The sequence below is a fragment of the Pedococcus bigeumensis genome, assembly GCF_006438965.1.
Taxonomy (GTDB): Bacteria; Actinomycetota; Actinomycetes; order Actinomycetales; family Dermatophilaceae; genus Pedococcus; species Pedococcus bigeumensis_A.
On the sequence record NZ_RCZM01000001.1, the window covers coordinates 1,059,516 to 1,073,613 of the forward strand.

At 66.8% G+C, this 14,098-nt stretch carries 13 protein-coding genes; 3 read left to right on the top strand and 10 right to left on the bottom strand.

Translation table 11 applies throughout. The features are described from left to right. Positions 1 to 14 precede the first annotated feature (14 nt). Both EAH86_RS04890 and EAH86_RS20960 read right to left on the bottom strand, forming a co-directional pair. The gene (locus EAH86_RS04890) at positions 15 to 965 is read right to left on the bottom strand and encodes a transposase (protein WP_338325225.1); all 951 of its coding nucleotides are present in this window, start codon (positions 963 to 965) and stop codon (positions 15 to 17) included. Positions 966 to 977: 12 nt separating this feature from the next. Next, positions 978 to 1,226, bottom strand: a complete 249-nt coding sequence (locus EAH86_RS20960) for a hypothetical protein (protein WP_338325226.1) — start codon at positions 1,224 to 1,226, stop codon at positions 978 to 980. Positions 1,227 to 1,613: 387 nt separating this feature from the next. On the opposite strand from EAH86_RS20960, the gene EAH86_RS04895 reads away from it, so the two are divergent. Further along, positions 1,614 to 2,018 carry a hypothetical protein gene (locus EAH86_RS04895; RefSeq protein ID WP_140737418.1) on the top strand — a complete coding sequence of 135 codons (405 nt, stop codon included), beginning with the start codon at positions 1,614 to 1,616 and terminating at the stop codon, positions 2,016 to 2,018. Between the two features lie 89 nt (positions 2,019 to 2,107). Here EAH86_RS04895 and EAH86_RS04900 read toward each other — a convergent pair whose 3' ends face one another. From EAH86_RS04900 to EAH86_RS04910, 3 genes are all read right to left on the bottom strand, one after another. Further along, positions 2,108 to 5,101: a S8 family serine peptidase gene (locus EAH86_RS04900; RefSeq protein WP_140737419.1), complete on the bottom strand. Its 2,994-nt coding sequence runs from the start codon at positions 5,099 to 5,101 to the stop codon at positions 2,108 to 2,110. A 221-nt stretch (positions 5,102 to 5,322) separates the two neighbouring features. After that, on the bottom strand, positions 5,323 to 5,928 hold the full coding sequence (locus EAH86_RS04905; protein WP_140737420.1) for an FHA domain-containing protein: 606 nt from the start codon (positions 5,926 to 5,928) through the stop codon (positions 5,323 to 5,325). A gap of 108 nt (positions 5,929 to 6,036) precedes the next feature. Next, the gene (locus tag EAH86_RS04910; RefSeq protein ID WP_140737421.1) at positions 6,037 to 9,468 is read right to left on the bottom strand and encodes a protein kinase domain-containing protein; all 3,432 of its coding nucleotides are present in this window, start codon (positions 9,466 to 9,468) and stop codon (positions 6,037 to 6,039) included. Positions 9,469 to 9,841: 373 nt separating this feature from the next. Between EAH86_RS04910 and EAH86_RS04915 the strand changes: the two genes are divergently transcribed. After that, on the top strand, positions 9,842 to 10,342 hold the full coding sequence (locus tag EAH86_RS04915; RefSeq protein ID WP_140737422.1) for a cupin domain-containing protein: 501 nt from the start codon (positions 9,842 to 9,844) through the stop codon (positions 10,340 to 10,342). Positions 10,343 to 10,524: 182 nt separating this feature from the next. Here the strand turns inward: EAH86_RS04915 and EAH86_RS20410 are convergent, their stop codons facing one another. The 5 genes from EAH86_RS20410 to EAH86_RS20760 form a co-directional block, all read right to left on the bottom strand. Continuing rightward, complete coding sequence (locus EAH86_RS20410; RefSeq protein ID WP_170212752.1) at positions 10,525 to 10,689, bottom strand: hypothetical protein; 165 nt, start codon at positions 10,687 to 10,689, stop codon at positions 10,525 to 10,527. Beyond that, positions 10,631 to 11,152 carry a DUF309 domain-containing protein gene (locus EAH86_RS04920; protein WP_140737423.1) on the bottom strand — a complete coding sequence of 174 codons (522 nt, stop codon included), beginning with the start codon at positions 11,150 to 11,152 and terminating at the stop codon, positions 10,631 to 10,633. The genes EAH86_RS20410 and EAH86_RS04920 overlap by 59 nt, the downstream gene beginning before the upstream one ends. A 133-nt stretch (positions 11,153 to 11,285) precedes the next feature. Then, a complete protein-coding gene (locus tag EAH86_RS04925; RefSeq protein WP_241668186.1) occupies positions 11,286 to 12,251 on the bottom strand; it encodes a glutaminase in 966 nt (321 codons plus the stop codon). A 201-nt stretch (positions 12,252 to 12,452) separates the two neighbouring features. Continuing rightward, positions 12,453 to 12,980: a cupin domain-containing protein gene (locus EAH86_RS04930; RefSeq protein WP_140737424.1), complete on the bottom strand. Its 528-nt coding sequence runs from the start codon at positions 12,978 to 12,980 to the stop codon at positions 12,453 to 12,455. Between the two features lie 302 nt (positions 12,981 to 13,282). Beyond that, a complete protein-coding gene (locus EAH86_RS20760; protein WP_140737425.1) occupies positions 13,283 to 13,657 on the bottom strand; it encodes a DivIVA domain-containing protein in 375 nt (124 codons plus the stop codon). A 264-nt stretch (positions 13,658 to 13,921) separates the two neighbouring features. Here EAH86_RS20760 and EAH86_RS04940 point away from each other — a divergent pair. Continuing rightward, positions 13,922 to 14,098, top strand: a 177-nt coding sequence (locus EAH86_RS04940) for a helix-turn-helix domain-containing protein (RefSeq protein WP_170212766.1), incomplete at its 3' end; no start/stop codon positions are given.

Here is a 14,098-nt window from a genome sequence, read left to right on the forward strand (position 1 = left end):
GCTCCCTTCTGTTGTCAACCGGTCGGCTGGAGACGCTTGGCGGGCTCGGTCTTCCGGGGCGGCGCGGTGGGGCGTAGCGTCTTTGGTGCGGGTCCGGGAAGTGGCTGATCCGAAGTGTCGGTGTGCGGGTGTGAGCCGGCCGCGCTGGATTGAAGTGACGCCCCGCGGTGCCCTCCCGGGCCCGCGTTGGTGCCTTGAGCCTGGGCTGAGTCGGCGTCGGCAACCAGCTGTCGATAGATGGTGTCGGAGATCCGTCGCTTGAGACACCGCAGCGCTTCCAGGGGCTTCTTGCCCTCGGCTCGCTTGCGCCGGAAGTAGGCCCGGCCGTCGGTGTCCAGGCGGAGTTGGGTGACGGCGGCGATGTGGATGACGTGGTTGACCCGTCGGTTGCCGGCCCGGGAGAGCCGGTGCCGGTTCTGCTCTCCCGAGGACGCGTCGAGCGGGGCGGTGCCGGTCCAGGACGCGAACCGGTTGCGGTCGGCGAACCGGGCGACGTCGCCGACGTCAGCCAGGACACGCGCGGCGACGACTGGGCCGACGCCGTGGATGTCTGTCAGGTGCGAACCCCGGGCCGCGACCATTGCCTTCAGCTCGGCGGTGGCCTTCTTCATCTTCGCCTCGACCGCGACCAGCTCGGAGAGTTCTTCGGCCGCGATCCGCCGGCGGGTCTTTCCGGCGATGTCGCGCGGGCGCACGGAGGCCAGCATTCGCTTGCCCTGGCCGGTGGTGAGGTCCTTCTTCGCTTGTCCCGGAAGGAGTTCCGCCAGCAGCGCCTGCAAACGGTCGACGATCTGGACCCGGCGACGAGTCAGCGCCTCACGACGCTCAACGAGCAGTCGCAGGGCCTCGAGCTCGCCGTCGACCTGCAGCACCCGAAGGCCTCGGGTGCGGACTGCGACCATCGCGATCGAGTGCGCGTCATGCGCGTCGGTCTTGCGGTTGTGGCCGGTGTCGAAGAGCCGCACTCGCGCCGCGAGCTAGGCCGGGACATCGACGACGTGCTCACCTGACTCCAGCAGCCGCTGCGCCAGCGGACGTCCGACGCCGTTGGCGCCTTCGACCGCCCACACCCGCACCGGCCAGGCCTTCGCGTAGGCCCGCATCGCCGCGTAGCCAGCCCGGTCCGTCGTGAACCGGCCCTGGCCCAGCATCCGTTCGTGATCGTCGACGACCTCGATCGTCGCCGACAGCTTGTGGGGGTCGACCCCGATGACAACGTGCTCCATGCCTCGCTCCCGCCTGTGCTCGTACCGGTGTGGACGGCGAGGTGGGCAGTGCTACTACGAGCAGGGCAGTCCCTTCTTGAGCCACGCCTCGTCACGGCACCCGGCGGGCCGCAGTCCGATAGTGAGCCACACCGATGAGGCTGGTGGGCAGCCCAATAGAGAGCGTCCCGCCGAGCACCTGGACCGAGTCTGGCCAGACACCGGCCCTGCGGAAAGTCTCTAGTAGCCCACTAAGACGCCTCCAGGCACCGCTAGCTGTGATGTCCAGCCGTGCCGCGGGCGGAGTTGCCTAGTCCTGCAAGAACGGCTTAATGGTTAGCCGCCGTGCCGATAAGCCAGCTGTGGACGATGCCGGAACCCGGCGTAGGTCACGGTCGTCACACAAGGATGAGCCGCTCCCTGTCCTTGGCCGTGGTCCTCGTCCTGGGTGGCTTCCTACTCGTGGCGTGCGGCGCCGTGACGACAGAGTCGGACGGAAGCACTGTCGACTCGGGGGTCACGGCGCCGCGCTCGTACGCGCCGGAGCCCAGTTCGGGCTCGCCCAGCAACGCCAGCCCCGAGCTCACCCTCACCGGCACCGTGGAGGCAGGGGTCGAGAAGGGGTGTCTCGTGCTGGTGGGCAATGGGACGGCCTACGTGCTGATTGGCGAGCTGGCTGGTGTGGTGCCCGGCAGTCGGGCCACTGTCCGAGGCCATGAAGCGACCAACGTGCGGACGACGTGCCAGCAGGGGTCGCCCTTCCGGGTCACCGCGGTCGTCGAGGCGACGGTGGGTACCGATCCGGCCACCTGATGTCGGTGCGCTGGCCCGTCCGGTGGCGGAACTGGATGCAACGGAGCCCCCACCGAGGGTTTGGTGGGGGCTCCGCTGGGGCGGTGCGGCTACTTGAGGATGGCCACCAGGGTGCGGCCCACCGAGCTGGTGCCGTCGCTCCAGTCGACGGCGCCGAGATAGCGGGTGCCCGCTGCCAGGCCTGTCCACGCCACCGTGGCCGACGCTGGGCGGCCGACCGTCACGGCCTGGGTGGCCGGGGTGACCGTGAGGTTGCCCGACTGTGTGATGCCCACGGCGAAGCTGTTGACCTGGATGCCGAGGGACGCGGTCGCTCCGGCGAAGTAGGTCGCCTGGATCGTGTAGGTGCCACCGAGGTCGTCACCCGAGAGGTTGACTGCTTCTTCAGCTGTGGCACCACCACTGGACCCCACTTCAGTGGTCCCCTTCTTGACGACGAGGTCGACGTCGGTGTTGGCCGGGTAGTCCGCGTCATATGTCGCGAAGCGGAGGACCTTGCTACCGGCGGGGGCGGTGAACGTCGTCGTGCCGGCGGCGCCCTTGGACGCCGTAACGGTGCCGACCGTCGCGGGGTTGAGGCCCGCTGTCGTCGCGGCCAGGGTGCCGGTGAAGCCGGGGGTGACGGAGACCGTCTTGGACCCGCTGGTGCCGGTCCCGCTCAGCTCGGTCGGAACTGTCGCTGCCACAGGCTGTAGCGCGACCGCACTGCGCACCGAGTGACCACGCTTGTCCGTCCACGTCAGCGAACCGAAGGCCCACTTGGTGAGCGGTGCCGTGGTCCGGGTGAAGGTGACGCTGAAGGAGCGGGACTGCAGCGGCGGGACAGTCAGCTTGGAGACGTTGACCGTGGCGGTGAAGCCAGTCGGTGCGACGACCGTCGGGGTGTACTGCGACGCCTGGTCTACCGACGTGTTCGTCACCGTGCGGGTCACCGTCTGGGAGCCGGCCAGGCCGGCGACCGCGATGCTCGGGTAGTTGAGGTTGCTCGGGTCGATGGAGCCGTACGTCGCGCAGAACGACGGGTCCGAGACCAACTGGAACTGCCCGATGCCGCAGCCGTACCGCACCCAGTCGACTGCGCCGTTGTCATAGACCAGGCCCGGGTCGAAGGCCGGGGCGGGAGTGACATGGCCGTTGCCATAGTCCAGCGGCGTCGCGTCAGCACCGCCGCGCTGGATGGGCAGGCCCTTGTTGTCGAGCGGCGACGCAGTCGTCATGAGCGCTGACTTGACCCACATCGGCGACCAACCGGGGTGCGCCTGGAGGACGAGGGCGGCGATGCCCGTGATGTGCGGCGCAGCCATCGAGGTGCCGGAGTATGCGTCAAAACTGTTGCCGTTGTTCCCCGGAGGGGCGACGGCTGCCACGACGTCGACGCCCGGAGCGGTGATGTCCGGCTTGAGCAGGTCGCCACCGCCCGCCAGGGCCGGACCGAAGGAGGAGAAGCCCGCCATCTCCGGAGCTCGCACCGGGGTGGTGTCGCGCGCCGAGATGGTCGCCGTGGCACTTGACCCGACTGAGGCGGCATACGCCTTGATCGCGCTGCCGTCGGCTGAGTTGACGTGGCTGGTGGGGATGATGTGGAAGTCGGCGTTGAGCGACTGGGCGGCGCTCGTGTTCGCCAGCACCATGCCGACGCCACCGGCCTCGTTCACGGCCTGGGACTTGTCGACCCGGGCGTTGACGCCGCGGTCACAGATGACGATCTTGCCGGCCACCTTGGCCGGGTCGAGTGCGTTGCCCCCGGGGGTGGCGGTGCTGTAGCAAAGTCGGGCGGCCTCCGAGTTAGCGCCTGCCAGGACCGCGTCCGTCGACCGGATCAGCGGCTTGGGTCCGATGCCGGGCGACACCCCGACGCCGTGGTAGACGGCACCGTTGCCGAGTGTGACCGTGTTGGTGTTGCCCCTGTCGTGGGTGCTCGCCGCAACGGTCATCTCCCAGGGGGCGTTGTGGGCCACGCTGCTCGCGCCGACCGTGTCGCCGCTGTTGCCGGCGGAGGCCGAGATGAAGACACCTGCTTGGGCGGCGCTGAAGAACGCCAGCTCGTCGGGGGAGACGATGTACTGCGACGAGCCGGAGATGGAGTAGTTGATGACGTCGACGCCGTCGCTCACCGCATCGTCGATCGCCGCCACGATGCCTGCCGTGGTGCCGGAACCGCTGGTGTGGTCGGCGGTCTCCCACAGGACCTTGTAGATGGCGAGCCGGGCCGCCGGGGCCATGCCTGAGGCCTGACCGACAACACCACCGTTGATCACTGCGGTGACGCCGTTCGCCCCGGCCGCCGTGCTTGCGGTGTGCGATCCGTGGCCGTTGTAGTCACGTGGGCCAACGAACTCTTCGGGGATGACCGTGTTGCCGAAGTCGGCCCCGTAGTAGCGGGCGCCGATGATCTTGTTCGTGCACGCGATCGGCTCTTCAGCTCCGGCGTCGCACACACCGTGCCACTTGGCGTTGATCGTCGCCTGGTCGGGTCGCGGGATGGAAAGTGGTGCAAAGGCTGGGTTCTCGGCCCAGATCCCTGTGTCGAGGTCGGCGATGATCACTCCCTCGCCGGCGTGGCTGACGCCGCCGAACTGCTTCTGCCACACACCGCCCGTGCCGGACAGTCCGAGGAAGCCCGGGGTGCTGATCGTGTCCGCCTTGCGGACCTCGTCCTTCCAGACCTTGACGACGCCCGGCGCCTTGGCGATGGCGTCAGCCTGGGCACCTGTGAGTGTGGCGGAGAAGCCGTTGAACGCCACCGAGTAGTCGTGCCGGCCGCGGGCAGACGCCCCGACCGAAGCGAGGGCCTTCGTATGGGCGTCGGACAGGTGTTTGGCGTAGCCACGCGCGTTCGCGCTGCGGGTGTCGACCTTGGCGCCCACCTTCGGCTTGGTGGCCTTGAAGCCCGGGACACCTCCGGCATACGTTGCAAGCGGGTCGCCGGCCGTCATGACGATGTATCGCCCGGACGGCGAAGCGGCCGCCGAGGCGACCGCCGTCGGAACCGTGAACGCAAGCGGGACGGCGACGACGGCCGCGGCTCCCGTCGCGGCAGCGACAAGCCGGGTCACGGGCCGCCGCACAGTGGATTGGATCATCAGTGAACTCCTCCAGTGTCTGAGCGCCCCTAATCTGTGCACCCTGCCCGGAAGATAACGGCGCGGAGACGCTTCCACCACCCCCATCAGCGGGTCGCATCCCTAAAGGTTCGGCAAAGTCCAGCCAGCCCGCCCGCCACGTAGCGCCTGGCCACGACCAGGTGGCAGTCGCCTTGCTCATGGGAGTCCTGGCTACGTCGGTGCGGACGCGTGTCGGAGGCTCAGTTTCCAGGCGACGCGGAGCGAATGTCCGCGACGCTGACCACTCCGCGCCGAAGAGCCTCGTTGGCGAGCCTCGCACGCGTTCGCTCGGTCGGCAGGGTGAGGGCAAACTTGTCGTAAAGCTTCACCAGATGCTGCTTGACGGCCGCATCCGTCACCTGCAACGCGCGTGCGATTTCGTGTGTGGTCGCAGGCTCTACGAAGACAGCGTCCGGGATTCGCCCGCTGAACAGGGCGAGCAGAACATCCCGTTCTCGCCTCGTGAGGTCCGGCACACCGCGTGGGCTTGCCGTCGGGGCGAGGTCGATGGTGCTCGACTCAGGGCGGTAGACCAAGCGTGAGCGACCAATCCGAATCTCGTCGCCACGGCGGAGGGGTCGTTCGGTGAGAACGCGCTCGCCGTTGACGAAGGTGCCATTGCGGGAACTCAGGTCGCTTACGCTCCAGGAACCGGCAAGCGGTTCCAATGCCGCGTGCACGGCTGAGGATTCCGGATCCGAGATGGTGATGTCGTTCTCGGCGGCCCGACCGATGGTCATGCGCGGGCCCTGAAGGAGTACCAAGCTGGCCCGCCCCAGTGACCAGAGTTCGATGACGTCCGGCATGTCGAGCATTGTATGAGCGGGTCCTCTGGACTGGCGGGTTTCGCGGAGTCATGGGTCACGTCGGAGCCATGCCGCCGGCGGGCGGCGCCGGGCTGTTGCACTCTGAGTTCAGACGATCCACATCTGGTCGAAGAGGACACCGATGACTGGATTTCGGACGTAGTTGTGCACGCGCTTGGACACCGCGTCCACCCAGGACGCGTTGACGAGCGAGATCCACGGCGACGCGTCTGTGATGCGTTTGTCGGCCACCGCCCAGACGTCGTTCGCGGCGTGCAGCGACGTCGACTCGAGTTGTTGGGCCTCGCGCATTGTCGCGTCGATGCGCGCATCGCAGAACCCGGACGTGTTCGAGTTGTCCGGGTCGCCGGCGGAGAAGGAGGCGCAGGCGAACAACCGAGGGATGAAATCCTCGACGCTCTGGTCGTTCGATATCCAGCCGAAGAACGAGGCCTGCACCTTGTGGCCCGAATCGGCGACATATGCGAAGTAATCACCTCCGGGATTGCCGACATTGAAGCTGACCCGGTACCCCAGGTCACGCAGCGCACGCACGACCGCCTGCACTCCCGGCGCGGGATTGGGAAGCGACCAGACGGTCACCCGCATGCCAGCCGTGTGCGAGGCGGCCACGAGCCTTTCGGCCGTCACGAAGTCCGGTGAGTCCCAGGACCCTCGGGAGTTTGGGTGCAGCGTGTAGGGGCAGTAGGGCCGATACCCCGGAGAATCGGGTGGCAGAATCTGACAGGTAGGCGTCACGATTGAAGGCCACGCCGCAGCGGCCGCGGCGCGGTCCACCGCAAAGTTCAGCGCCCGGCGCACCCTCACGTCGTTGAACGGCGGGATTCGGGTGTTCAGCGCAACACCCCTTGTCGAGCCGTCCGCTGTCAGATGCAAGCGATCTCCGAATCTGGCGGCCAGCTCGGCTTCGGTACCGGCGAATCGGGCATCGGCCCAATCGGTTCGTCCCGCGTCAACGTCGGCGATCTCCGTCTTCGCCTCAGCCGCTGAGACCGGAGACCCGACCGACGCGACCAGGTAGTCGATGCCATCAGGAAATCCGGCGGGTTGGGCCGCGGTCGACCATTGTTCGAAGTACGAGTTGCGGGTGAGCCTGATCAACTTGCCCGGGATGTAGGTACTGATCCGATATGGTCCGGACGCGGAAACGGGCACCACCTTTTGCTCGGCCAGCGGTGTGGCTGCGGGCACGGCCGCGCAAGCGGTGGCGATCTGTTCGAGGAATGCGGCGTTTGGCCGGACAAGGTGGATGGTGACGGAGCGTGCCGTCGGATCGATAACGATGCCACTGATGACGCATTTGGAGACACTGCAAGTTGACGCGCCAACGATCTCGTTCTGGACCGTTGTCAGGCCGGAGGCGATGGCCCGCTCGAATCCACGCCGAACGTCGTATACCGTCAGCGGGCTTCCGTCGGACCAGCGGATGCCTGCGCGCAGGTGAAACGAGTAGCTGCGGCCGCCCTCGGTTGACGCGGGGAGGTCGGTCGCCAGATCCGGCACGATCTCGGTCCCCTTCGCGCCAGGAGCGTGACGCAGACCGACCAGGCCGTCGTAGGTGCTGTTGAGCAGTCCGGAGGTGATTTGGGTGCCTCCGTAGGACGGGTCAACCGAGCCGGGATTCTCGCCGCGGATGCGCAGGGTGCCGCCGCGGTGGCGCGTCGGGTCGATCGCGCCTGCAACCCACACCGCACCGCCCTTCCCCGCGGTCGTGACACCGGTCGGGATGACTCCGAGAGGGATAGTGCGGACGAGCCGCGCAGGCGATTGCCCGACGTCCACCTCGTACAGCGCCGCCTCGCCGGTGGACGCCACCCAGAGAATCCCGCTGCCGCCAGCGATCATTGCCGTCGGCTGGGATGCTGTTCCGAGGGCGACAGTGGTAGCGACGGAGTTGCCGGTCGCAGGAAGCCGGGAGATCGTGCCGTCCAAGTTGTTCGCCACCCAGACGTCGTTTCCGACCACGCGGATGCCTTCGGGATCGTGACCAACGGGGATTGTCTGGACGACAGTGTTGCTGGTCGGATCGATGCGCGACACGCTGTTCGACGTGGAGTTGGCTACCCATACGGGGCTGCCGCCGCTGATCGCTCCGGGTCCAGCCCCGACCGGGATGGTTCGCACGACGATGTTCAGGGCTGGATCGATGCGGGAGACCGTCGCGTCGCCGGTATTCGTGACCCAGACCGCTCCTGAAGCGACAGCGATGCCACCCGGGGCGGTGCCGACCGCGATGCTCCGCGTCCGATCCGTGGCGGGATCGATGCGAGACACCGTGCCGGACGCGCCGTTGGTGACCCACACCGAGCCAGCCCCGATCGCGACGGCGGAGGGCGCTGACTCGACCACGATTCGCGTCACCGAACCAGTGGCTGGATCGATGCGCGACACGGTGTCCGCGTTGGTGTTTGCAGTCCAGATCGCGCCGAACCCCGCTACCACCGCGCTCGGCCCGGCGTCGACGGCGATGCTGCGGATCAACCGGCCCGTCGTGGGGTCGAGCATGCTGACCGAGTTCTCGCCCGCCGCACTGATCCTCGTTCCGGCGACCTCCCCATCCCGGGTCGTGGCCACGACCGCCGCGGTGATCGCAACCACACTAAGCGCCAGGATTGCGGCCAGCGCGGGGTGCGACTGTCGGGCGGCTCGTGCCGCCCAGCGACGCCATCTTTCGGATCGCCGCGTGGCGGGATCGCGCTCCAGTGCGTGCCGGGCAGCGAGGGCCAGCTCGGTGGCAGTCCGGTACCGCTTTGCCGGATCCTTCGCCAGCCCCCTTGCTATGACCGCATCAAAGGCGGCCAGGTTTTGCACCCTCGCCGACGGTTTGGGCGGCGCCTCGTCGAGATGGGCGTGCAGCAGGTCCGGCAGGGTCGTGTTCTCGAACGGACGTCGCCCAGTTAGACATTCGTACAACAAGCAGGCCAAGGCGTAGATGTCGCCCGACGCAGCCGGGCGTGCTCCACGGAACCGCTCCGGGGCCATGTACGCCAGGGTCCCGGCAGGCTGATCCTCGCGGGTGGTCGTGGGAGCATCTACTGACCGAGCGATGCCGAAGTCCACGAGATACGCAAAGTCGGAGCTTCCGGAACCGCGCGAGATCAAAACGTTCGACGGCTTGACGTCACGGTGAACAAGGCCCGCGTCGTGCGCCGCTTCCAGCGCGCCGGCCACCTGCTCGACGATATGCACGGCCCGTCCCGGGGATAGCGCGCCAGCTTCGAGGATGGTGGCCAGGTCCGAGCCCTCGACCAGTCGCATGTCGAGGTAGAGGCGACCCTCGATCTCGCCGAACCCGTGCACCGGGATGACGTGAGGGTGTCGCAGCGTGGCGACAATCTGTGCCTCCCGCCGAAACCGGGCGCACAGCTCTGCGTCCTCGCTCACCTCGTGTGCCAGCAACTTCAGTGCGACATACCGGTTGTGTCGGACATCGAGGGCGTTGTGGACCTCGCCCATCCCTCCGCGACCGATCAGCCAGTTCAACGTGTAAGGCCCGAACTGCGTGGGAATGGGGATCATCCTCCCCGGCTGGTATTGGCCACCGCGAGCCGATGGTGGCGCTTCCGCAGTGCACATCGGCCAGTCATGAACCTGTCCGCGGGTGAACAAACCCTTACCCGATGTGAGTGCATCCTAGCCACCGCGGCATACCGAATCGACGCGATCGAACCCACTCTCAGATGAAGCATCTCGCCACGTCGTGCCGAACGGACGGTGGACGCTGCGAGCCGCGAGGCGTCTCAACCCCATCAGGTGGTCGAGACCGTCCATTCGGAAAGGGGCTGGCATGAGGGGACCCTCCTGATCGCCTGCGCGAGCGGCACCGCCGCGGTTCCGCCATTGACACCACGGCCCAACCCACCCAACCAACCAACCAACCAAGGAGAACACAATGAAAGCAAGATGGCCCCTGGCCTCTGCGCTGGCTCTCTCAGGGGTAGCCCTCTTCAGCGGAAGCGTCTCGGCATCGACTCCCGTACCCGGTGTCACGACAACGATTCTCGCGAAGTCGACCTTCGGCAAACTCAACATCAAAGCGCATGCGGATCCGTCCAACCTCTGGAGCGCTCGCCTCAAGACTCACGGAGCCTCCGACATCTACGTCGTGGACAACAAGTTCGCGCCGGGATCGGACACTGGCTGGCACTCCCATCCGGGGCCCAGCCTCGTCTTCGTGGTCGCAGGCACAGTGACGAACTACACGAGCGACGAACCGGGCTGCCCTCCGCACGTCTACACCGCCGGAACCAACTTCATCGACACCGGCGGAAGGGACTCTCACCTGCTCCGCAACGAAGGAACGGTGCTAGCAGAGACGATCGCCGTGCAGCTTCTGCCCAACGGTGCGACCCGCAGGATCGACGAGCCCGTTCCCGCGTCCTGTTCCCGTTAAGCCGGGACCAACGGCCCATGCACAGAAGGGGCGACTGCCCAGGTCGCGGGCCTGACGTCTTTGCCCTCCGTTCGTTGAGTGGGTCGCGACCGGACCCGTCGGCGCAGATCAGGTGTCACCTATCCGTGCAGCAGACCCACTGCCTGAGTGATGGGTATGCGGCGAGTCTTCCCCCGCCTACATCAGTCCCTAGGTGGATCCAGCAGGGCCGCAGTCACGCTGGTCAGGCCCTCGATGCCGTGGTCGCCCATGAAGCCTTGCCACGCGGCGTAGGCAGCGTTGGCCAACTCAAGGGCGTCGACGGTCGACTCTCGGGGACTCGTGGCGGGACCGTATCCAATGGTCACGAAGTTCCCGACGTCTTGGCTGCCCGCCTCCAGAACTGACGCCTCCGGAACTTCTCGCTTGCGCCACGACGGAATCCAAGTCAAGGCCGTAGGCCCAGCGTCTGGTCGCGGCAAATGCTGTCAACCGCCCCGCGGCACGTTCGAAGAGTCGATCGGCTCCAACCCGATTTCCGCGAGCCGCATGCGTCAAGGCAACACAGACCTGCGCCAGCCCCTGCCACAGGTCACGTTCTTCAACCGGTCCCGCCTTCCACCGGGCCTCCAGCACCTCGTGGGCTGAGAACGGGCGGCCTGCTCTCACGAGCTTTCGAGCTGCCTCAAGTGTCTCTTGGGGAGGCAAAGGTTCCTCCGACACAGGCTCGACGCCCTTGGCCCCATAGGGCAGCGGTCGGCCCAGAGCGTCGCGAGGCCTTGCCTGGCGTGCGCGGCCTTCGGTGTCCCGGTCACGATCAGGTCCCGTCATGCGACCAGTCTCGCAAGAGACGGCACCAGGCGGCACGTTGTCCGGGAGCGTCTAACCGCCGCGATACTGTTCGCTCGCTGTCGGGGTGATGGTGACCGGCTTCCGTTGCTCCGTGTTCGTCGCTGGCCGAGGCTCAGAAAACGGTCCAGTCGGAGTACGTGGTGAACGCGTCCAGCGCGGCCAGCCCTGCTGCAGAGCTGCCGGAGGGGCCCAGTGCCGGACTCCACACGCAGGCGACACCCCGGTCGGGGATGACTGCCAGGATGCCGCCACCGACGCCACTCTTGGCCGGCAGTCCAACTCGGTAGGCGAATTCGCCGGCCGAGTCGTAGGTGCCGCAGGTGAGCATCACGGCGTTGATCCGCTTTGTCTGCCGCGCACTGAGGAGCCGCGTTGCGTCTGAGAGAACGCCGTCGCGGGCAAGAAACAACCCGGCCAGCGCCAGCTCGCGGCAGGTCATCGATAGAGCGCACTGGGCGACGTACTGGTTGATCACCTGATCAACGGGACACTCCAAGTTCCCGTAGCTGGCAAGCAGGTGTGCCAGTGCCGTTGTGCGGTGGCCGACCTCGAGCTCTGAACGGGCCACCGCAGGGTCGCTGTCCACGTCGGCGTTACGGCTCTCCCGGCGCATCAGGTCGCGAAGAGCGCCGTACGCGTTGCCTGTCAGCGAATGCAGCCGGTCGGTGACGACGAGTGCACCGGCGTTGATGAACGGGTTGCGAGGACGCCCTTCCTCCTGGTCAAGCTGGAGAAAGGAGTTGAACGGGTTGCCCGACGGTTCGCGGGACACCCGATCCCAGATGTCTTCTCCCTCGGCGGCGACTACTAGCGCGAGCGTGAAGACCTTGCTGATGCTCTGCACCGAGAAGCGCACGTCGGCGTCACCGAGGACGTGCACTTGGCCGTCGCAGGAGGCGATGACCATCCCGAACTGACGCGGATCTACCGCCCCCAGGCTGGGGATGTACTCAGCCAGCCGACCCCGACCGACCTCGGGAGCCGCAGCTTCCTGCGCGCGTAGCAGAGCATCCATGATTTGCACGTCACCATCCTCGCAGCAGACGGTCGATGCGTCCGGGCCGGGCTTGGGAGCCAATCGTGTGGCCGATCCCGTTCGATCCCGAGGACCGACGATCTACCCAGGACCTGTCCTGCGATGAGTTACCTGCGTGCTCAACTGGCCAACACTGATGTCACTAGTCCCCGCCGGTATGCGCCCAAGCCGCTGCCGAGGTACGTCATACCGCCGGCCGGAACTCCAAGCGCCATGAAGGGCGTCATTCCGCGTTTTGGCCGCTCAGGAGCCGGAGCGGTGAAGCAGCCTGTCCGTCGTGGCTAGCACCCGAAAGGCAGCGCGTTGCAGGGGCACGGGCGGACCCGCCAGGTACATATCGTGAGCGAGACCCAGACGGGCGGTGATCGGGAGCGAGGGCATCCCCTTGGCGTTGACCCGACCTTCGCGGGCGAGACGGAAGAACTCATCGAAGAACTGCTCGATGCCGGCCCCTGGAGTGAAGGTGATGCGCACTCTTGCCGCGGCGCCGCCGTGCGGCGCCCACGCGTGCGGGGCGCCCGCAGGCACGACCACGGTGTCCCCTGGGCCGCTTATCGACTCTTCACCGCGACACCGCAGCAGGATGCCGCCGTCAAGGACGTGAAACTTTTCTTCCTGCGAACGGTGAATGTGTTCCGCAGCCAAGAAGGCCGTGGGGCTCAACTCGAGGTCCAACTCCGCGAGCGCACCACCGGTCTGTTCGCTCGTCCGCACGAACGTGATCCTCTCGCCGGTGACCGGGTTCTCAATGACATCACCGACATTGACCATCGGTGGAACGTAACAGAGGCCGGTCGTGCCCGCTCGGCGGATGCGGGCGCTGCCCCATGGGGTGCTGACCTCCAGGAAGCGATCCAAGCCCCCGGGGCTGCACAACGACGACGTGCGTCTAACCGCCGCGTGCGCCCGGCGCCGGTCAGACCGGCCACGAAGCTTCCCGGGACGGACAGTGTTCTGTCTGTACGGCTCCCGTCGTTCCCTTTGCACCAGCCAGGCGTCGTAGTCCGCCACAACCTCCGGCGACTCTCGCGCCGAGTCGCCCCAAGGCAAGATGCCCCTGCGGCATCACCGATTCAGGACCTTGGGTCTCCACGCAGCCAGCGAAGGGCCCGATGACCGAGCCCTTCCGGCTCCGAGCCGACCAGGGATGCCAAGGCATGGAGATCGGGCCGACCGCCTTGCTCGTAGAAGTGCATGGTCTCGATCACCTGGTCGAGGAAGTCGTCGACTTCCCCCTCTTCGTACCCGCGACGAAACTTCGTTGACGTGAAGCGGTGACCTAGGGTCGGCGAGGCTGGCGCCTCTGGCCCCGGTCGACCGCCCTGCTCGTAGTAGCGCAAAGCCCCAGCGATCTTGTCCAGCAAGTCGTCCACCTCGCGCTCGTCATACCCGGCGTGGAACTGCGTCGGCGTGAGCGTCTTGTTCATGACGTCCTTCGAGGTGAGCATCCGACCATCATGCGCTCCACCACGGCCCTGGCAGGGACGTTGGCGACGACCTACCGGCCGAGCACCACGCTGACCACCAGGTTCTGATTCGGCGCCACTCAATGTGGCGCGTGATCCACTAAGTGCGTCTTTCCGTCGCTAGTTGTGATGTCCAGGCACGTTGGTCGAGATTGTGTGACGACACGGTCTGAGGTGGTGGATGGGTGAAGACCTCCCGGTGTGAAGTGGAGCTGTCTAAGAAACCGCTTCACCCAGGAGGTCTTCATGTCCCACGCTACCCACTCGAACGCTGCTCTGACTCCACGTGCCCGGTTGCGGCTGGCCCGCTTGATCGTTGACCATGGTTGGCCACCGGCACGAGCGGCCGAACGCTATGACGTGTCCTGGAAGACGGCAGCGAAATGGGCGGCCAGGTACCGCGACGAAGGGGTGGCCGGGATG

Bases quoted from the DNA above. Each gene is read 5' to 3' on its own strand.
- EAH86_RS20960 (WP_338325226.1), bottom strand. From the start codon at position 1,226: ATGGAGCACGTTGTCATCGGGGTCGACCCCCACAAGCTGTCGGCGACG.
- EAH86_RS04895 (WP_140737418.1), top strand. From the start codon at position 1,614: ATGAGCCGCTCCCTGTCCTTGGCCGTGGTCCTCGTCCTGGGTGGCTTC.
- EAH86_RS04900 (WP_140737419.1), bottom strand. From the start codon at position 5,101: ATGATCCAATCCACTGTGCGGCGGCCCGTGACCCGGCTTGTCGCTGCC.
- EAH86_RS04905 (WP_140737420.1), bottom strand. From the start codon at position 5,928: ATGCCGGACGTCATCGAACTCTGGTCACTGGGGCGGGCCAGCTTGGTA.
- EAH86_RS04910 (WP_140737421.1), bottom strand. From the start codon at position 9,468: ATGATCCCCATTCCCACGCAGTTCGGGCCTTACACGTTGAACTGGCTG.
- EAH86_RS04915 (WP_140737422.1), top strand. From the start codon at position 9,842: ATGAAAGCAAGATGGCCCCTGGCCTCTGCGCTGGCTCTCTCAGGGGTA.
- EAH86_RS04920 (WP_140737423.1), bottom strand. From the start codon at position 11,152: ATGACGGGACCTGATCGTGACCGGGACACCGAAGGCCGCGCACGCCAG.
- EAH86_RS04930 (WP_140737424.1), bottom strand. From the start codon at position 12,980: ATGGTCAATGTCGGTGATGTCATTGAGAACCCGGTCACCGGCGAGAGG.
- EAH86_RS20760 (WP_140737425.1), bottom strand. From the start codon at position 13,657: ATGCTCACCTCGAAGGACGTCATGAACAAGACGCTCACGCCGACGCAG.